This window comes from Leucobacter sp. PH1c (genome assembly GCF_000633415.1).
Taxonomy (GTDB): Bacteria; Actinomycetota; Actinomycetes; order Actinomycetales; family Microbacteriaceae; genus Leucobacter.
The window spans coordinates 64,977-83,692 of sequence record NZ_AYMV01000016.1 but is presented as its reverse complement, the minus strand read 5'-3'; the positions used below and the strand labels follow the sequence as shown (position 1 = coordinate 83,692).

General features: G+C 72.0%; 15 protein-coding genes and 1 tRNA gene. 10 read left to right on the top strand and 6 right to left on the bottom strand.

Features of this window, described 5'->3' with window-relative positions; all coding sequences use genetic code 11:
• The 5 genes from U874_RS0105525 (at position 1) to U874_RS14210 (ending at position 7,651) form a co-directional block, all read left to right on the top strand.
• A complete protein-coding gene (locus tag U874_RS0105525; protein WP_025133547.1) occupies positions 1 to 378 on the top strand; it encodes a cold-shock protein in 378 nt (125 codons plus the stop codon).
• Positions 371 to 1,159, top strand: a complete 789-nt coding sequence (locus U874_RS0105520) for a DUF3027 domain-containing protein (RefSeq protein ID WP_025133546.1) — start codon at positions 371 to 373, stop codon at positions 1,157 to 1,159. Before U874_RS0105525 ends, U874_RS0105520 begins: the two co-directional genes overlap by 8 nt.
• Positions 1,160 to 1,382: 223 nt before the next feature.
• A complete protein-coding gene (locus tag U874_RS14720) occupies positions 1,383 to 4,904 on the top strand; it encodes a vWA domain-containing protein (protein ID WP_025133545.1) in 3,522 nt (1,173 codons plus the stop codon).
• Positions 4,905 to 5,014: 110 nt separating this feature from the next.
• The gene (locus U874_RS0105510) at positions 5,015 to 6,529 is read left to right on the top strand and encodes a SpaH/EbpB family LPXTG-anchored major pilin (RefSeq protein ID WP_025133544.1); all 1,515 of its coding nucleotides are present in this window, start codon (positions 5,015 to 5,017) and stop codon (positions 6,527 to 6,529) included.
• A gap of 99 nt (positions 6,530 to 6,628) precedes the next feature.
• Positions 6,629 to 7,651 (top strand): class C sortase, encoded by a 1,023-nt coding sequence (locus tag U874_RS14210; protein WP_232755875.1) that lies wholly within the window; start codon positions 6,629 to 6,631, stop codon positions 7,649 to 7,651.
• Here U874_RS14210 and serC read toward each other — a convergent pair.
• On the bottom strand, positions 7,648 to 8,766 hold the full coding sequence (serC, locus tag U874_RS0105500) for a phosphoserine transaminase (RefSeq protein WP_025133542.1): 1,119 nt from the start codon (positions 8,764 to 8,766) through the stop codon (positions 7,648 to 7,650). The genes U874_RS14210 and serC overlap by 4 nt on opposite strands.
• Before the next feature lie 85 nt (positions 8,767 to 8,851).
• On the opposite strand from serC, the gene U874_RS0105495 reads away from it, so the two are divergent.
• The 4 genes from U874_RS0105495 (at position 8,852) to U874_RS0105480 (ending at position 12,447) form a co-directional block, all read left to right on the top strand.
• Positions 8,852 to 9,544 (top strand): metal-dependent transcriptional regulator, encoded by a 693-nt coding sequence (locus tag U874_RS0105495; protein WP_025133541.1) that lies wholly within the window; start codon positions 8,852 to 8,854, stop codon positions 9,542 to 9,544.
• 85 nt (positions 9,545 to 9,629) lie between these two features.
• Positions 9,630 to 10,982: an NADP-specific glutamate dehydrogenase gene (gene gdhA / locus U874_RS0105490; protein WP_025133540.1), complete on the top strand. Its 1,353-nt coding sequence runs from the start codon at positions 9,630 to 9,632 to the stop codon at positions 10,980 to 10,982.
• Positions 10,983 to 11,332: 350 nt separating this feature from the next.
• The gene (locus U874_RS14715; RefSeq protein WP_157834211.1) at positions 11,333 to 12,085 is read left to right on the top strand and encodes an NlpC/P60 family protein; all 753 of its coding nucleotides are present in this window, start codon (positions 11,333 to 11,335) and stop codon (positions 12,083 to 12,085) included.
• A gap of 289 nt (positions 12,086 to 12,374) precedes the next feature.
• A tRNA-Arg gene (locus tag U874_RS0105480) sits at positions 12,375 to 12,447 on the top strand.
• Between the two features lie 222 nt (positions 12,448 to 12,669).
• Here U874_RS0105480 and U874_RS0105475 read toward each other — a convergent pair.
• From U874_RS0105475 to U874_RS0105455, 5 genes are all read right to left on the bottom strand, one after another.
• The gene (locus U874_RS0105475) at positions 12,670 to 13,929 is read right to left on the bottom strand and encodes a putative peptidoglycan glycosyltransferase FtsW (protein ID WP_025133538.1); all 1,260 of its coding nucleotides are present in this window, start codon (positions 13,927 to 13,929) and stop codon (positions 12,670 to 12,672) included.
• Between the two features lie 5 nt (positions 13,930 to 13,934).
• On the bottom strand, positions 13,935 to 15,299 hold the full coding sequence (locus U874_RS0105470; protein WP_025133537.1) for an LCP family protein: 1,365 nt from the start codon (positions 15,297 to 15,299) through the stop codon (positions 13,935 to 13,937).
• Between the two features lie 128 nt (positions 15,300 to 15,427).
• Positions 15,428 to 15,895, bottom strand: coding sequence for a hypothetical protein (locus tag U874_RS0105465; protein ID WP_025133536.1), 468 nt, complete (start codon positions 15,893 to 15,895; stop codon positions 15,428 to 15,430).
• A 118-nt stretch (positions 15,896 to 16,013) separates the two neighbouring features.
• The gene (locus U874_RS0105460; protein ID WP_025133535.1) at positions 16,014 to 16,634 is read right to left on the bottom strand and encodes a response regulator transcription factor; all 621 of its coding nucleotides are present in this window, start codon (positions 16,632 to 16,634) and stop codon (positions 16,014 to 16,016) included.
• Positions 16,631 to 17,878: a sensor histidine kinase gene (locus U874_RS0105455; RefSeq protein ID WP_025133534.1), complete on the bottom strand. Its 1,248-nt coding sequence runs from the start codon at positions 17,876 to 17,878 to the stop codon at positions 16,631 to 16,633. The genes U874_RS0105460 and U874_RS0105455 overlap by 4 nt, the downstream gene beginning before the upstream one ends.
• Positions 17,879 to 18,019: 141 nt before the next feature.
• Between U874_RS0105455 and U874_RS0105450 the strand changes: the two genes are divergently transcribed.
• Positions 18,020 to 18,547 carry a hypothetical protein gene (locus tag U874_RS0105450; protein WP_025133533.1) on the top strand — a complete coding sequence of 176 codons (528 nt, stop codon included), beginning with the start codon at positions 18,020 to 18,022 and terminating at the stop codon, positions 18,545 to 18,547.
• Positions 18,548 to 18,716: the final 169 nt, after the last annotated feature.

The window sequence follows — 18,716 nt, the reverse complement described above, 5'->3', positions numbered from 1 at the left end:
ATGCCGAACGGCAAGGTCAGGTTCTACGACGAGGCCAAGGGCTTCGGGTTCATTCAGGGCGAGGATGGCGCGCAGGTGTACCTACACGCGTCGGTGCTCCCCGAGGGTGTCGAGGTGCAGCAGGGAACCCGCGTCGAGTACAGCGTCGCCGACGGGCGCCGCGGGCCGCAGGCGCTGTCCGTGCGCGTGCTCGATACCCCGAAGCTCGCGAAGCGTAACCGGAAGTCCGCCGACGAGATGGCGATCATCATCGAGGACCTCGTGAAGCTGCTCGACGGTCTGGGCGGCCGGCTGAAGAACGGACAGTACCCCGAGCGCGCGCAGTCGCGCCAGGTGGCCACGATGCTGCGTCGAGTCGCGGATGATTTCGATGTCTGAGGCGGCGGAGACGGACGGCATGAAGGAGACGGCTCAGACGATGGCTGCGGAGACGATGGAACTGAACGCGAGCGAGCGGGCCGAGCCCGGCGAGCAGGCCGAAGCGGTCGAGGCCGCGCTGCCCACCGCGGATCCCGCGCTGCTCGCCGCGCGCGAGCAGGCGCGCCAGGCGCTCCTCGAGATCACCGATGCGGCGACGATCGGCGCTGAGGACGGGCACGAGGTGCAGGAGGCGCACGTGCTCACCCTGTTCTTCGAGTGCCGGCTTCCCGGGTACCCGGGGTGGCGCTGGGCCGCGACCCTCGCGCGGGTGGACGAGGACGCCCCCGTCACCGTGCTCGAGGTCGAGCTGCTGCCCGGCGCGGGCGCCGTGGTCGCCCCGGAGTGGGTGCCCTGGTCGGAGCGTCTCGCGCAGTACCGAGAGACCCAGGCGCGGCAGGCGGCGGAGGAGTCCGCCGCAGCCGAGGCCGCCGCGGACGAACTCCGCGACGAGGACGAGACCCCCGGCGACGAGGACCTGCTCGAGAACGACTTCAGCGACTTCGATGACGAGCTTGACGGTGTCGACGTCGACGAACTCGACACCAATGGTGACGACGACGCTGATGACGACGACGCTGATGACGATGCCGATGACGACGACACCGATGATCGCGCGGACGAGGACCGCGCCGACGAATCGGACGACACGGAGCTCTTCGCCGACGCGGATGACGCGGATGACGCCGAGGATGACGACGACGAGGATGACGACGACGAGGGCGTAGACCGCTCCTACTGATCCGCTTCCGCGCTCCTCGAGAGCACCCCCCAACGCGTGCGGCGGCCCGGTTTCCGGGCCGCCGCACGCGTGTGTTCGAGCCTCGTCTCGGAAAATACGTAATTCTCCCGGATCCCCAATCCCCACCCATTTTTTAACGTTTCCCCTGGGTGGGGACCTGCCATGTGGCTGCTGTGTTGCAGCCATCTGAGGCAGGGGTCCACGGACGGGAGAAGGGGAAACGATGAGGTTCACGGACTGGCTCGGCCGAGCTCGCCGGGGTGCGCACCGCGCCACCCCCGCGCGAAACGGACGCGGGAGGCGGCGGGCCGGGATCGCAGCGGCCGCGGCGTTCGCCACCGCACTGCTCGGAGCCGTCCCCGCGCTCGCCGCGGAGCCCGCGCCGACCGCCGAGGCTCCCGCCGCACGCTGGCTCGCGGTCGACGCCGCCGACGCCCCGGTCATCGGAGCCGTGTTCGAGGTGCAGCGCCTCGCGGCGGACGGCTCCGAGCTCGGCCCCACGATCCGGGTCGCGGACGCCGTCGACGCCGCCGGGGTCGCGGATCCCGCCGCGATCGATCATGATGCCGAGCCGGGCGCGTTCTCGATCAGCGCGCTCGCGAGCGGATCCGGCGCGCGCGAAGCGCTCGTGAGCGGCGACGTCCTGCGCGTGCGCCTCGCCCCGGGCGACGCAGGCGAGGCCGCGGGCGCGTGGACCGAGGTCGTCGCGGCAACGGCCGGCGCGTCTCCGCAGCCGGTGCGCGCCGAGCCGGTCGCGCCCGAGAGCACGACGGAGCCTCCCGTCACCGACCCTCCCGTCACCGACCCTCCCGCCACCGAGACTCCGGCCACGGAGCCGCCCGCGACGGAGCAGCCTGCAACGGAGCCGCCCGCGACGGAGCAGCCTGCAACAGAGCAGCCAGCGACGGAGCAGCCCGCAGCCGAGACCACCGATCCTGCGCCGAGCACCCCGCTCGCCCGAGCGGACGCGGCGATCGCGCCGCTCGCAGCGGGCCCCGACGCCCCCGACGTGACCGCGCCGTACGTGTACTGGCGCGCGGTCGACCCGAGCGGTGCCCTCGTCCCCGGCGCGACCTTCGCGCTCCAGGGGCCCCGCCAGAACGGTGCGAACTGGGGCACCACGGTGACCGTGACCGACTGCACGAGCGCCCCCTGTACGGGCCTCGATCGGGATCCCGATCCGGGCGAGTTCCAGGTCAAGTACCTGAGCCCCGCCACGAACCCGACGAGCAACGGCGTCGCGACGACCGGCCGCTACCGGGTGCAGCAGACCGCCGCACCCGCGGGCTTCGCCGGACCGGGCACCGCCTGGCGCGAGATCCCCGGCTCCGGGAACACGGGCGCCTGGGGCGGCACGACGTACAACTTCGGCGATTTCGTGAACACTCCGATCCCGCCCGCCAAGATCATCGTCTCGACGGGCGGCGATCGCACCGCGGCCGGCGGCATCACGAAGCTCGCGGGCGTTACGCTGCTGCTGAACACGGGGACCACCGCTCCGAGCGGCACGCGGCCCGACGGGGTGAGCGGTTCCGGCGCTGGCTGGGCGCGTTGCGTCTCGGACACGAACGGCGAGTGCGTCTTCGAAGTGCCGAACACGCAGACGGGCGGCGCGAACCGGAATAGCCGGTTCTGGGTGGTGCAGCCGAGCGACGGCGTGCCGAGCGGCTGGTTCACGAACACCGCGCTCGGGACCGGCCCGAACGGCGGCGCGAGCCTCAGCGACTACCGCTTCCGCACGGGGAGCGCGCTCCAGTCCGGCGAGAGCTACCGCTCCACGAGCGATTTCATGTACAACTCGAGCGAGGACACGAGCACCGCCTCGAACGGGATCTGGCAGCAGTCGCGCGCGAACCCGGCGCTCACCCAGAGCTGCGGGATCGACGTCGCGCTGATCCTCGACCTCTCGGGGTCGGTGTCCGGCTCCGTGGGCGCTCTCAAATCGGCGGCCGGCGCCTTCGCCGACGCGCTCGTCGGCACCCCGTCGCGCATGTCCCTCTTCTCCTTCTCGGACTCCTCGCCCGCCACGAGCGCCGGCCAGAACTACCCGGCGCTCACCTCGGTGGCGACGCAGGCGCAGGCCGACGCGTTCAAGTCGCGCTGGGCGAGCTGGAACGCGAATGGCGGAACGAACTGGGACGAGGCCCTCGCGACCGCGGCCCGGGAGCGCGCGACGAATCCCTACGACGTGGCCGTCGTGATCACCGACGGACAGCCCACCTTCTGGGGGCCGAACGCGAGCGGGCCGGGCAATGCGACCCGCTTCACCGAGGTGGAGAACGGCATCTTCTCCGCGAACCTCCTGAAGGCCCAGGACACCCGCGTGATTGCCTTCGGCGTGGGGGCCGGCGTCTCGGGCGCCGCGAACGCCGCGAACCTCCGCGCGATCTCGGGCCCCACGGCGGGGAGCGACTACTACCAGACGAGCAACTACGCCGACGCGGGGAACACCCTCCGGGCGCTCGCGCAGGGCGCCTGCAAGGGCCAGCTCACCGTCACGAAGATGATCGTGCCGCGCGGCACCCCCGCCGGGCAGACCACGGGGGCGATCCCCGCGCCGGCTGGCTGGGAGTTCACCGTCTCCAACCCGGGCGCTGGCGCCACCCTCCCGACTCCCGCCACGCGCGTCACCGAGGACGACGGCACCGGCACGGTCGCTTTCCCGCTCAGCTTCGCGGGCGGCACCACGAGCGCCGCCGTGACCCTCGCGGAGACCCAGCAGCCCGGGTACCAGATCGTTCCCGTCGGCGGCCAGAACGCCGTGTGCACGAACCTCGTCACCCAGCAGCGCGTCACCCCCGTCGCGAACGTCACGGACGGCGTCCGCGTCACCGTGCCGCAGAACGAGGCCGTGAACTGCGTCGTGTACAACCGGGCCCCCGATCTCGCCGCAACGGTGCAGGTGGACAAGGTCTGGCGCGTGGTCGACGAGACCGGGGCCCAGACCGGCAGCTTCCGGATCCCCGGCGACGAGGGCAGCCTACCCGACGGCCTCGGCGCGACCGCGACGCTGAGCGGCCCGGGCGGTGCGGGGCAGACCCCGCAGACGTGGGGCTCCCCGCGCGCCGGATACCAGTCGGGCGGATCCGTGACCGTCGACGAGACGACCGCGATCGACGCGGCGAAGCTCCCCGGGTGCACGCTCACCTCGCAGCGGCTCACCCAGCGCGGCGGCAGCTCCGTCGACGAGGCGCTCCCCGCCCAGACGACGCTCGTGCCCGGGGCGAACACCCTCCAGATCACGAACACCGTGCGCTGCGTCTCGACCCTCACCCTGCTCAAGCAGGTGAGCGGCGGCACCGCGAGCTCCGCGGGCTGGGACCTCACCGCCACCCCCGACGGCGGCGGGCAGCCGCGCACCGTCTCCGGTGCCAACACGCGCTCCGCAGCGAACACCTTCGCGGTGGTCCCGGCCCGCGGCTACGCCCTCTCCGAGGCCCTGCACGACCCGGCGACCCCGCTCGCGTACCTACTCGACCGCGTCGAACGGTGCCTCCCGGACGCCACCCAGGCGGGCGGCTGCTCGTGGCAGCGCGTCGATGAGCGCGACTCCGTGACGGTCGGGATCGGCCAGCACGCTGTCTACCGCTTCGTCAACGTCCCCGCCCCGGCGCTTGAGGTGCCCCTCACCGGCGGGGTCAGCTCCGACGCGCTGAGCATCGCGGGCGCGGGGCTCGCCGCCATCGCGCTCCTCGCGGCCTCCGCGATCTGGGTGCGCCGCCGACGCGGATTGCGCCTCCGATGACCCGCCGGCGGATCCGCCCGCAGACCCGGGGCCGGCCGAACCCGGCTCGCCCCCACCGCGCTCGCTCCGCGAGCCGAACCGACACGCACCACCCAGGAAGGACACCCACCATGAGACAGAACGGCACCGGGGGAACCCCGAAACGCGCGCTCGCCGCGCTCGCCGCCGCAGCCCTCGCCCTGCTCGGCACCGTCGCCGCGGCGACGCCGGCGCTCGCCGCTCCCGCGCTCGGGGGCATCGATCCGGACGCGAGCGGGTCGATCATCGTGCACAAGCACGAGCACCAGACCGGAAGCGACCCGGTCTCGCAGAACCCGGACGGCAGCGGCACCGCGATCCCCACCCCGGGGATCGGCGGGGTCGAGTTCACCGCCTTCCCCCTGCTCAAGGACGGGCAGCCCGTCGACCTCAGCGATCCCGCCGCCTGGGACGGCCTCGATGGTCTCCAGGCCGGAGCGGACTGCACCGCGCCCGCCGGGTACACACTCGGTACGGCGCTCCCCGCAGTGACGACCGCCGGTGACGGCTCGGCGACGATCCCCGTCGACGTTGGCGTCTACGTGGTCTGCGAGACCGCGGCGCCCGACGCCGTCGTCGACCGCGCGGCGCCCTTCATCGTGACGGTGCCCTTCCCCTTCGAAGGCCAGTGGCTCACCGACGTCCACGTCTACCCGAAGAACGGCGTGACGAGCGTCGTGAAGACCATCTCGGCGCAGCAGGGGCTCGGCCTCGGCAGCGTCGTCGAGTTCCCGGTCACGGTGACGATCCCCGCGCTCGCCGCAGGGCGCAGCTTCTCGAGCTTCGACATCGCCGACCAGCTGGATCCGCGACTCACGCCCGTTCCCGCGGGGAGCGGGGCCGGTGTGGGTGTGAAGAGCATCACCGTCGACGGCACCCCCGTCGCGCCGGCGAACTTCTCGGTCTCCGCGTCCGGGCAGACCGTCACGGTCGCGTTCACCCCGACCCCGGGCCTCGCGACGCTCAGCACGCTCGCGGGCAAGCAGGTCGTGGTCACCTTCCAGGCGACCGTGACGAGCATCGGCACGGGCGTCATTGAGAACACCGCCTTCGACTCGGTCAACGGCAAGCGCTACACCACGAACACGGTCCGCTCGAACTGGGGCGACCTGGTCGTCGAGAAGGTCGATGCGACGCGCGACGCGACCCTCGCGGGCGCCCGCTTCGAGGTCTACGCCGCGGCCGCACCGTACGCCGCGGACTGCGCGAGCGCGACCCCCACGGGCGCCGCGCTCCAGGTGAGCGGCGAGAGCACGTTCACGACCGGCTCCGACGGCCGCGTCACGGTCCCCGGACTGTTCGTGAGCGACAGCGAGAACGACACCAAGAACGCCGCCCAGCGCTGCTACGTGCTCAAGGAGATCACGGCTCCGGCCGGCTACGTCACCCCGACGGGAGCCGCGGCGCTCTTCCCCGTCGCCGTGACCACGGGGCAGACGGCGGGCGTCGACATCACGGTCGAGAACGTGCAGCAGCGCGTGCCCGAGCTGCCGCTCACCGGTTCCTCGGGAGCGCTCCTGCTCTCGGTGGCCGGAGGCGCGCTCCTCATCGCCGCCGCGGGCACCGGGATCCTGGTGTCGCGCCGCCGGACGGCCCGCTCCGAGTAGCGAGCCGCCCCACGGGGCCCGGCACCGGCCGGGCCCCGCCAGACCGGGGCGGCGGGGGTTCTCCCCGATTCCCGTCGTCCCCCAGGAGAAGGAGCCACCGTGCCGCACTCGACCCCTCCCCAGGAGCGCACCACCGCCGCTCCGCCTGCCGTGGGGTCCCCGGCCGTGCCCTCTCCGATCCCACCGGGCTCGGTCCGCCGCTGGCGGAGACCGAGCCCGGTGGTCCTCCTCGTCGCCCTGCTCGGGCTCGGGGGCCTCGCGCTCCTCCAGCTGCCCGGGATCGCGACCTGGTTCTCGCAGCGCGAGTACTCCCGCGAGATCATCGAGCTGAACCGCAGCACCGGATCCGCGAACGCCGCGGCACGTGCCGCCGAGCTCGCCGCGGCGCGCGACTACAACGAGCGACTCACGGGGGCCGCGGTCGTCGCAGCGGGGGAGCGGATCCCGCAGGCCGTCGACTCCGCAGGCGGCTCCGAGTACGCGGGGCTGCTCGCGAGCGATCCGACGGGGCTCATGGCGCGGATCAAGATCCCGAAGATCGGCGTCGACCTGCCCATCTTCCACGGGACGAGCGACGCCGTCCTCGAACAGGGCGTCGGCCACCTCGAGGGCACGGCCCTCCCGGTCGGCGGCCCCACGACGCACACCGTGCTCACGGGCCACCGCGGCCTCGCGCGCGCTGAGCTCTTCGACAACCTGGACCGCCTGACGCCGGGCGACACCTTCACGATCGAGGTGTGGGGCGAGGTGCTCACCTACCGGGTGAGCGACACTCGGGTGGTGCAGCCCGATGAGACCGAGTCGCTCTTCCCGGTGCTCGGGAAAGACCTCGCGACGCTCATCACCTGCACGCCGCTCGGGATCAACACCCACCGCATCCTCGTGACGGGCGAGCGGATCACCCCGACGCCGCAGGCCGACCTCGACGCTGCGGGCGCCGAGCCGACCGTGCCGGGCTTCCCCTGGTGGCTCGTCGGCGCGGCGGCCTCCGTGCTCGGGGTCGCGGGCTACGTCGTCGTGAGCTGCCGCGTGCCCCGCGGGGCGGCTGCGCGCCGCGGCGCGGGATCCAGCCGCGGCGCGCACGCCGCTCCGGGCGCCCGCGCCGCGGCGCTGAGCGACTAGCCGAGGCGCTCGAGCACGTAGTCGATCGCACCCGTGAGCGCGCGCACGTCATCGGGCTCGATCGCCGTGAACGTCGCGATGCGCAGCTGGTTGCGGCCCAGCTTCCGGTAGGGCTCGGTGTCCACGATGCCGTTCGCGCGAAGCGCGGCCGAGATCGCGCTCGCGTCGACCGAATCGTTGAAGTCGATCGTCACGACGACCTGCGAGCGGTGCGCCGGATCCGCCACGAACGGGGTCGCGACGGCGGTGCGCTCGGCCCAGTCGTACAGCACGTTCGAGGACTCCGCGGTGCGGGCGGCCGCCCAGGCGAGACCGCCCTGGCCGTTGATCCAGCGCAGCTGCTCGTCCATCATCGCGAGCGGGGCGAGCGCGGGGGTGTTCAGCGTCTGGTTCTTGCGCGAGTTCTCGATCGCTCCCGCGAGGTTCAGCGTCTCCGGAATGTAGCGGCCCGAGGACGTGACCCGCTCGATGCGCTCGATCGCCGCGGGCGAGACAAGGGCGAACCAGATGCCGCCGTCCGACGCGAAGTTCTTCTGGGGGGAGAAGTAGTAGACGTCGGCCTCGCTCGCGTCGAAGTCGATGCCGCCTGCGGCGCTCGTCGCGTCGACGACGGTCAGCGCGCCCGCGTCGCCCGCCACGCGGGTCACCGGGGCCATGACGCCGGTCGACGTCTCGTTGTGGGGGAACGCGTACACGTCGATGCCCTCGGCCGGGGCGAACGTCGAGCGCGAGCCCGCGTCCGAGCTGCGCACGTCGGGAGCCTCGAGGAACGGCGCCGCCGCCGCGGCCTTACCGAACTTCGCACCGAACTCGCCGAACGCGAGGTGCTGGCTGCGGCGCTCGATGAGCGAGTGCACGGCCGAATCCCAGAACGTCGTCGCGCCGCCGTTGGCGAGGAGCACCTCGTAGCCCTCCGGGGCGCGGAACAGCTCGGCGAGGCCCGAACGGACGCTGCCGACGAGATCCTTCACGGGCGCCTGGCGGTGCGACGTGCCGAGCACGCGCGGCTGCAGCGAGGCGAGGAAATCGAGCTGCTCGGAGCGCACCTTCGAGGGGCCGCACCCGAAGCGGCCGTCGGCGGGCAGGAGGTCTGTGGGGATCGAGATGTCGGCCATGCGCATGATTCTATCGGGGGGAGGTGCCCGCGGATTCACGGACTCCATGCCCTAAGCTGGGGTCCGGGCTTACGAGAGGACGGCGATGACAGATCTGATCGACACGACGGAGATGTACCTTCGCACCATTCTGGAGCTCGAAGAGGAGGGCATCGTCCCCCTTCGAGCGCGGATCTCCGAGCGACTGGGCCACTCCGGCCCCACTGTCTCGCAGACCGTCGGCCGGATGGAGCGCGACGGCCTCGTCGTCGTGACCGATGATCGCCGGTTGGAGCTCACCGAGCCCGGCCGCGCCAAGGCCGTGCGGGTCATGCGCAAGCACCGCATCGCCGAGCGCCTGCTCGCCGATGTGATCGGCCTCGAGTGGGCCTACGTCCACGAGGAGGCGTGCCGCTGGGAGCACGTCATGAGCGAGCGCGTCGAGCGCAAGCTCCTCGGCATGCTCGGCAACCCGACCGAGTCGCCGTACGGCAACCCGATCCCCGGACTCGAAGAGCTCGGCTCGATCCGCGCCGGCTCCTTCCAGACCGGCGTCACGGGCCTCGGCGACCTCCTCATCGACCCCGAGCTCGTGCTCACGGCGCGCATCCGCCGCCTCGCCGAGCCGCTGCAGGTCGATCCCGAGCTGCTCGAGCAGCTCGCCGCCGCGGGCGTGACCCCCGGCAACCAGGCTTCCTTCGCGCGACGCGGCGACACCGTCCACGTCGAGGTTGAGGGATCGAATGAAGCGATCGACCTCCCCATGGAGGTCGCCGCGCACATTTTCGTCTCGCAGTAGAGGCACCCGCCCCGCGGAGGCCACCCCTCGGGTGGCCGGGCCTCACGCTGCCCACAATGGAGTTGATAGACAGAGGAGTCTCCCGGTGACACTGCCCACCCCCGAAGCACATCTGCGTGAAGTGACCGCGGTCGTCGAGCGTCGAAGCGCAGGCGAATCCGAGTTCCTGCAGGCCGTCCGCGAAGTGCTCGAGACGCTCGAGCCCGTGCTCGCGGAGCACCCGGAGTTCATCGAGGGCGGGATCCTCGAGCGCCTCGTCGAGCCCGAGCGGCAGTTCATCTTCCGCGTGCCGTGGACCGACGACCGCAACCGCGTGCAGGTGAACCGCGGCATCCGCGTGCAGTTCAATTCCGCGCTCGGGCCCTACAAGGGCGGCCTCCGCTTCCACCCGACCGTGAACCTGTCGGTGATCAAGTTCCTCGGCTTCGAGCAGATCTTCAAGAACGCGCTCACCTCGCAGCGCATCGGCGGCGGCAAGGGCGGCTCCGACTTCGATCCCTCGGGGAAGAGCGACGCTGAGGTGATGCGCTTCTGCCAGAGCTTCATGACGGAGCTCGTGCACCACATCGGTGAGCACACCGACATCCCCGCGGGCGACATCGGCGTGGGTGCGCGGGAGATCGGCTTCCTCTTCGGCCAGTACCGGCGCATCACGCAGCGTTATGAGGCCGGCGTGCTCACCGGTAAGGGCGTCGGCTGGGGCGGCGCCGAGGTGCGCACCGAGGCCACGGGCTACGGTGCGGTGTTCTTCGCCGACGAGATGCTGGTGCGCGCCGGCCAGGGGATCGAGGGCTACCGCGCGCTCGTCTCCGGCTCGGGCAACGTCGCCACCTACGCCATCGAGAAGGTGCAGCAGCTCGGCGGACGGGCCATCACCGCCTCCGACTCGAGCGGCTACATCGTCGACGAGGCGGGGATCGACCTCGAACTGCTGAAGCAGGTGAAGGGCGTCGAACGCGCCCGCATCTCCGAGTACGCCGAGCGCCGACCCGGTGCGCACTACGTCGCGGGCGGATCCGTCTGGGACGTGCCCGCCGAGCTCGCGTTCCCCTGCGCCACGCAGAACGAGCTGTCCGGCGCGCACGCGCGCACCCTGGTGGCGAACGGCGTGCGCGCGGTGACGGAGGGCGCGAACATGCCGACCACCCCCGACGCGGTCGAGCACTTCCAGAACGCCGGCGTGCTCTTCGCGCCGGGCAAGGCGGCGAACGCGGGCGGTGTGGCGACCTCGGCGCTCGAGATGAGCCAGAACGCTGCGCGCTCGCGCTGGGACCGGGACAAGAGCGAATCGCGCCTCCACGGCATCATGCGCGATGTGCACGAGGCGACGTTCGCCGCGTCCGAGCGCTACGGGCGCCCGGGCGACTACGTGCTCGGCGCGAACTCCGCGGCCTTCGTGCGCGTGGCCCAGGCAATGCTCGAGCAGGGCGTCATCTAGTCGAGCCGGGGCGGATCCGGGCTCGGGTCCGGATCCGGCCCGTCCGCGCGATCTCGCCTGAGCCTCTCCGGCTTCGCCTTCCCGGCTTCGCCTTCCCGGCTTCGCCTTCCCGGCTTCGCCTTCCCGGCTTCGCCTTCCCGGCTCCGGCCGCCCAGGCTTCGCGCAGAATTCGCTCGGTGCCGAGCAAATTTCGCCTGCCCGGGCGGCCGAGAACGGCGGAATCCCGCCACTCGTCACCCGTTCGTGACCTGAGCGTGACATTCCCGTGATGATCCGTTACTCTTGAACGGTCGCGTCTCGAACGAGGCGCCCCAGATGTACAACCCACAAGGTGAAGGCAGATTATTCTCGTGAATCACAACCCCAGTACTGAGGTCGCGGTTACGGACAACGCTGCCCGTCCCACGCGGGCGCGGGCCAAGCGCGTCGGCCAGATGGTCGGAGCGGCAGTCCTGAGCCTGGGCCTGGTGGGCACCTTCGGGCTCCCCGCCTACGCCCTCGCGCCCGAGGTCGAGGGCCAGCCTGACGCGGACGTGTCCGCGCAGCAGCTCCAGACCCCCGCGATCGATGCGCAGGTGTCGCCGGTCGTCGCCCTGGACGGCGAGGTCGGCACTGCGATCCTCGAGCAGGAGCGCAAGGAGAAGGACGCCGAGAAGAAGGCGGAGGAGGCCGCGAAGAAGGCCGCCGCTGATCAGGCTGCTGGTGTGAACGGTGCGGCTGCCGCGTCGGTCTCCGGCAAGAGCTCGGTCGACGTCCCCGCGGGTGAGGGTGCGGCCGGCCTCGTGTCCGCGGCGCTCGCTCAGGTGGGCGTCTCGCAGGACTGCACCGACCTTGTCCAGAACGCGCTCGCGGCCGTCGGCCTCACCGAGCGTCGTGACCAGGGCGGCTACGACCACGGGGTCTCGGACTTCTACCGCTACGGCACCCCCGTCACCGATGGCAACTACGCCCCCGGCGACATCCTGATCTGGCCGGGCGCCCCCCACGTGGCCGTCTACATCGGCAACGGCCAGGCCGTGCACGGTGGCTGGCAGGGCAACCAGACGGTCGTCGCGGGCTACGCGTCGCCGAGCGCCACGCCGGATGTCATTCGACTCGGCTAATGAGCTTCCCAGAACGGGCGGGGTTTCGACCCCGCCCGTTCTGCTATTCCCAGGCGCATTCGGGCCGGGCCCCGGCTGAGGCTCCGGGGCCTTGCCGGCTTCGCGGGTTGCGAGCTTTGTGGACTCTGCGCTCTGCGGACTCCGCGCTCCGGGGTGATGGTTCGTGCTGCGCTGGCCGCTGCGGGTGGCGCGGCCACCGCCGAAACCGCCGCCCGGCGCGCGCCGATCCCGCGATCCGGGCGAGGGGCCCGGTGCGCTAGACTCCCAAAGGTCGCCCGAGGGCGGCTCCGCCCTGGTAGCTCAGTGGATAGAGCACTTCTCTCCTAAAGAAGGTGTCGGAGGTTCGATTCCTCTCCAGGGCACCGATACCCGCCCCGAGCCGCTCGCCGTCACGTCGAGGGCGCGGGGCGTTCGCGTTGTGCGGGCGGTCGGGCGCCAGGCGGGGTGCTGATCCGGCCCAAACTCGAACTAAGTTCGAGAACGCTCCGGTATGGGCGGGTCATTCCGGACCAGACTCGAACTTTGTTCGAGTTCGCGTCGCAACCACCCGCCCGCGCCGGACCGCACCCTCACCGAGAGCGGGACTACTCCGCGCCAAGCCCCGGCCCAGAGCCAGGCCCACGCCCAAGCCCAGCGGTTGCACCCGAACCCAGCGCCCGCGCCATCCCCTCCTCGCGCAGGCAGGAGAGCACCACACCCATCGCCATCAGCGTCGACACGAGCGAGGTGCCGCCCGCCGACACGAGGGGGAGCGGCACCCCGAGCACGGGGATGAAGCCCAGCACCACGGCGACGTTTACGGTCATCTGCGCGGCGATCCAGGCCGCGGCGCCGCCCAGCACCGACACCGCGAACGGGTCGCTGCAGTGCCCGATGAGCACGATCAGGAGGCCCGCGAGCAGCGCGAACGCGAGCAGGATCACGCCGGCGCCGATCGTGCCGAGCTCCTCGCCGATGATCGCGAAGATGAAGTCGGTCTCGGCCTCGGGCAGCCATGACCACTTGGCGGTCGAGTTGCCGACGCCCGCACCGAACACCCCGCCCCGGGCGAGCGCCCAGAAGCCGTTGAGCGACTGCCAGCAGACCCCCTGGGCGTGCTCGGCGCTCGACAGGCAGTCGATCTCGATGAAGTGCGCGATCCGCACCACCCGATTCGGTTTGATGAGGGTCATCACGGCGATGCCGAGGGCCGCGATCGCCGCGATCCCCGCCAGGAACCGGATCCGGATCCCGGAGAAGAACAGGCAGCCGAAGACGAGGGCCGTGATGATCATGAGCGTGCCGAGGTCGCCGCCGAGCACGTTGATGAACATCGACAGCGCCACGACCGGCAGGATCGGGACGACGACGTGCCACCACCGCCCGAGGAGCTGGCGCTTCGCGGCGAGCACCGTTGAGGCCCACACCAGAAGGACGAACTTCATGAACTCCGCGGGCTGCGCGGAGATCGGCCCGAGGCGCAGCCAGTTGCGGTTGCCTCCGGCCTCGTAGCCGAGCGGGGTGTAGACGAGCAGCTGGAGCACGAAGCCGGCGCCGAGCAGCCACCAGGCGCGGCGACGCAGCACGGCGGTCGGCACACGGCTCAGCACGATCATGAGCGCGAGACCCACGAGCGCGAAGGAGCCCTGCCGCAGCACCCCCGAGAACGGGCTGCGCCCCGCGGCGATGGCGGTGACCTGGCCCGCGGACTGGACCATGACGATCCCGGTCACCGTGAGGAACAGGACGAGCCCGAGGAGCGTGAGCGTGAGCGCGCGGAGCGGGCCGGGGCCGGCGGGAACGAGGGGTCCCCGCGGGCTCCGGCCGCTCGGCAGGCGCACGCGCTGCGAGAAGCCGGTGGCCACGCGCGCTAGTTCACGCAGGGCAGGGAGCCCGCGAGGATCGGCTGATCCCACGAGTCGTAGACCGCGAGCGGCTCGCCCGCCGCACCGGACTCCCCGGGCCGGCCCGCGGGGACGGCGTTCGCCAGGTCCGATTCGGGCGCCGCCGCATCGGCATCGCCCGCGGGCTGCTCGGCGCCGTCGGCGGAGGGGTCCCCGGTGCCGCCCGTGTCCCCGGCATCCCCCGCGCCCCCGTCAGCGCCGGGATCCGTGAAGTAGCTGCCGTCGAAGATCGCGGCGACGATCCCCTGCACCTCGTCGAGGTCGACCGTGTTCACGGAGGCGCCGTCGATCATCTCGAAATCGAGGATCGGAAGGGTCACGAAGCGTGCGCCGCTCTTCGATACCTCGAAGGCCGTGCGCACGAAGCCGAGCACGTCGAAGTTCGAATCGAGGGCGACGTGGTGCTGCGTGACGTCCGCGAGTGCGAGCACCGTCTTCGGATTCGTGAGGGTGCTGCGCTGCTGCAGGTTCGTGGCGAGGCTCGCGAGGAAGGCCTGCTGGCGGCGCGAGCGATCGAGGTCGGTGAGGAAGGGCCCGTCGAAGCCCGTGTCGCGACGCTGCCGCACGAAGCTCATCGCCTGCTGCGCGTCGAGCTCCTGCACCCCGGCGGCGAACTGGGCGCCGGAGTAGCTGTCCTCGGTGGCCTGGTTCAGGCAGACCGTCACGGGTGCGACGGCCTCGGCGACGTAGAAGAAGCCGCCCATCGTCATCTCGACGAAGTGGTCGATGCGCACGTCCCCGAGGAAGTGCGAGACGGTCTCGATCTGCGCCTGCCGCCCGGCGCTGCGTGCTTCCTGGTAGGCCTCGGCCTCCGTGTATTCCTCGTCGGAGTACGCGATCTCGGTGAAGCGCTCCTGCATCGCGAGCCCGTAGGCCTCCTTGATCTTCGAGTGCGTCACGCCGAGCGGGGCACCCACAATCTCGGCGTAGTCGTCGCGCGGGATCGAGATCACGGTCGTCTGCGAGCGATCCTCCGGGATGTGCAGCAGCATGAGCACGTTGGCGTTGTACCCGCCGTCATCGGCGTTCCCGGCGTGGAGCGCTTCGTAGACGTAGTCGGGGAGCGGCTCGCCGTTCTGATCGACGCGGGAGTCCATGCCCATGATGAGGATGTTCTGCTCGCTCGTGTCGGCTTCGGGCTCCTCGACGAGGGGGAGGGTGAAGTCCGAGCGGACGATGCCGTCGGTGAAGTTCTTCACGGTCAGCGCAACGGCGACGGCGCCGCCGGCGAGCACGAGCACGAGGCTCGCGCCGATCGTGGTGAGGAGGCGCCTGCGGCGGGACCAGCGGCGGCGGGGAGCTGGGGTGTCGGTGGGGTGAATCGAGGTCATGGGAGTTCCGTCCGTGCGAGAGCTGCGTGACCCGGAACGACGGCGCCGCCCGGGAGGGAGCGCCCGCGCGACGGCGGAGCCAGGCGCGCACCGGAGGGTGCGTCAGCGCGGCCGCCGTGGGGCGGGGCTCAGACCGCGAGCAGCGGAGGGGTGGTGGGCACCTCGAGCGCCGGGGCGAGCGGCAGCAGCAGCCGCGACAGCCGGTGGGCGGCGCCGCGGGAGAGCTCGGGGAGCCGGATCTCGGCCGCGGGGAACGCCGCGCCGCCGTGGCTCGCCGGCACGAGGTGCGGGATGGCACCCTCGGGCACGGGCTCCTCGTCGCCCGGGGCGAGCACCGCGGACTCCTGGAACTGCTCAGCCTCGACGGGCGGAGCCGTGAACTGGGTCACGTCCTTGCTCTCGATGAGCTCGGGGCGATCGCTCGGCGCGGTGAGGCCGGGCGACGCGGAGCGCGGCCCGGTGAGGACCTCGGACTGCGCGGGATCCTGCGCGCGCGCAGCGCTCGCCTGAGCGATGTCGATCATCCAGAACGCGGGCAGCAGCACGGTGAAGGCGAGGAGCAGGGCGAGCGGCAGGAGGTACGTGCGTGCGCGCATGCGGCTCCTCTCCGACGGTCTCGCCCGGCGCGGTCGCCCGGACGGTGAGCGATGCTAGCAGGGCAATCTGTGCGGGACCGCCGCGCGGCGGCGGCAGCGGTCGGCTGCCGGTGCCCGCTCAGACGAGGCCGGTCTCCTGCGCCACGTGGATCGCCCGCGCCCGGGTCTCGACCTCGAGCTTCGTGAAGATGTGGGCGAGGTGGCTCTTCACGGTGGCCTCGGTCACGAAGAGCGCGCGCGCCATCTCGCGGTTCGTCGCCCCCGTCGAGAGGAGACGCAGCACCTCGAGCTCGCGCGCCGTGAGCTTCGGCAGCGGGTTGCGCATGCCCTGCACGACGCGCGACGCGAGGCTCGGCGCCAGCACGGTCTCGCCGTTCGCGGCGCGCTGCACCGCGTCGATGATCTTCTCGGGCGGCATGTCCTTCAGGAGGTAGCCCGCGGCGCCCGCCTCGATCGCCCCGAGGATCTCGGCGTCGCGGTCGAACGTCGTGAGGATGAGCACGGAGGGCGCCGGATCGAGTGCACGCAGCCTCGCCGTCACCGCGATCCCGTCGAGTCCGGCGCCGAGCCGCAGGTCGCAGAGCACGACGTCGGGGGACAGGTGCCCGGCGAGCGTGAGGGCCTCCTCGCCGGTCGCGGCCTCGCCGACGACCTGGATCCGGGGATCGGCGTCGAGCACGGCGCGGAGCCCCGTGCGCACGACGGGGTGGTCGTCGACGAGCAGAACGGTGACGGTCATGGGCGCTCCTCGGGGGTCGGTGCGGGGGCGAGCGGGAGGTAGGCGGAGAGCGCCGTGCCGTCGCCCGGGGTGCTCTCCACGTCGAGGCCGCCGCCGAGCTCGCGGAGGCGGGCACGCATGAAGCGGAGGCCGTAGCTGGATCCGGCCCCGGCGCCCGTGCGCTCCCAGCTCGCCGCATCGAAGCCGGCCCCGTCGTCGATGATGTCGAGCCGCACGGCGTCGCCCGCGTCGATGAGGCTCATCACGGTGCGCTGCGCTCCGGCGTGCTGCCGGATGTTCGCGAGCGCGGACTGCGCGGTGCGGAGCAGGGCGACCTCCGCGGCGGCGCCGAGCTGGGGGAGCGAGTCGTCGACGTGGAGCTCGGTGCTCACCCCGGCCTCCTCGCCGAACGCTGCGAGGAGCCGGGCGAGGGCGGCGCCGAGCGCGCCCGCGTCGAGCTCTGCGGGGGACAGCGCCGCGATGATCCGGCGCACGTCGCCGAGGCTGTCGCCCGCGAGATCCTCGATGCGGGCGAGGGTGCGCGCGGTGTCGTGCGCGTCGGTGGCGTCGCGGTCGGCGTGCGCGAGCAACCGGATCGAGGAGAGCGACTGCGCGACCGTGTCGTGGATGTCGCGGGCGAGGCGGGTGCGCTCGGCGACCGCGCCCGAGTGGCGCTGTGCGCGGGCGAGCTCGTCCTGCAGCTCGGCCATCTCGCGCTGGGCGCGGGTGAGGGAGGCGACGAGCCGCTCACGCTCGGCGGCGTCGCGGAGGAGCTCGAGGTAGCCGCGGGAGATGCCGAACGCGAAGATGCCGCCGATGAGCGGCCCGAACACGTTCGCGTAGCTCGTGGCCCCGTTGTGGAGGATCGGCGCGCTCACGACGACCGCGTAGACGAGCGCGGAGAAGAGCAGCGCCCAGCGCAGGGGCAGCAGGTGCCCCGCGAGCAGCCACAGTAGGAACGCGAGCCACACGAACTCGGCCGAGACGGCGACCGCGGCGACCCAGATCACCGCGAGGCCGAGCAGCCAGCCCGCCACGACGCGGGTGCCGCGCGCCCGCGACGGGAGCAGCGTGCCCGCCGTGTGCCAGCCGAGGATCGCGAGGCCGCAGATGATCGCGACGGGGAGGGCGACGCCGTCGCCGATCGCGCGCACGACGCCGATCGCGGTGAGCGCCGCGGCGATCACGTGCTGGCCGATCTGCATCGCCCGTACCGCGGGTCGCGGCGCCTCCGTGTGGGGGAGCGGCGCGTTCACGATGCTCATGCCTCTCCTCCGTCTCGCGCGGGTTCTGGCCCCACACTAGCTGAGGCGTGCTCGGCCGCGGCTCCCCCTTTTGATTGATCTTCGCCCGGATCTGGGGTCCGCTGCGTGACACCGGGGCCGGGGCGGACGTACGCTGGCGCCATGAGCCTGGAAGACTTCCTCCTGCGGATCGATCGCCTCGCCGGGGGCCGCGCCGCCGGCGAGCGCATCGCGGTCGCGGATCGCACCCACCCCCGCACCCGGCGCGCGTTCGCCTGGATCTGGGCGCTCCTCGGCGTCGAGGTGCTGCTCGGGATCGGTGCGGTGGTCGTGGCGCTCGTGATCGCGGGGAGCGGCGGCTCCGTGCCGTTCGCGGTGTGGATGCGCACGGTCGTCGTCCTCGGCATGACGGTCACGCTCTGCTACTTCACCTGGCGCGCGTCGATCGGCTGGCGCTGGGCCTACCAGCGGCTCCGGCTCTTCGCGCAGATCTTCCCGATCATCACGCTCGTCATGGCCGCCATTCCTGGCCTCTACCCCGTGTGGATGATCACCGAGCAGATCGTGTTCAGCCTCATCATGATCGGGATTGCGGACTTCCTCACGAGCGATCACATGCGGGCCGCGTTCCGGCGGGCGGGGGACGGGCGGGTCGAACCGGGCGGCGAACCGCAGGGCGACACTCAGTAGCGACGACGGAAATCGGGGAGCGCGCACGGTTCTCCCCTTCCACTACCCAGTGGCGGGCCGGTGGGCACGGAGTTTTCGTCGCGGAGCTACGGAATTTCACGAGTGACGGCGTGGGTGAGGAGTCGCGCGGCCTACGCTGAAAGCACCACCACCCCCGGTGGGGCGCAGA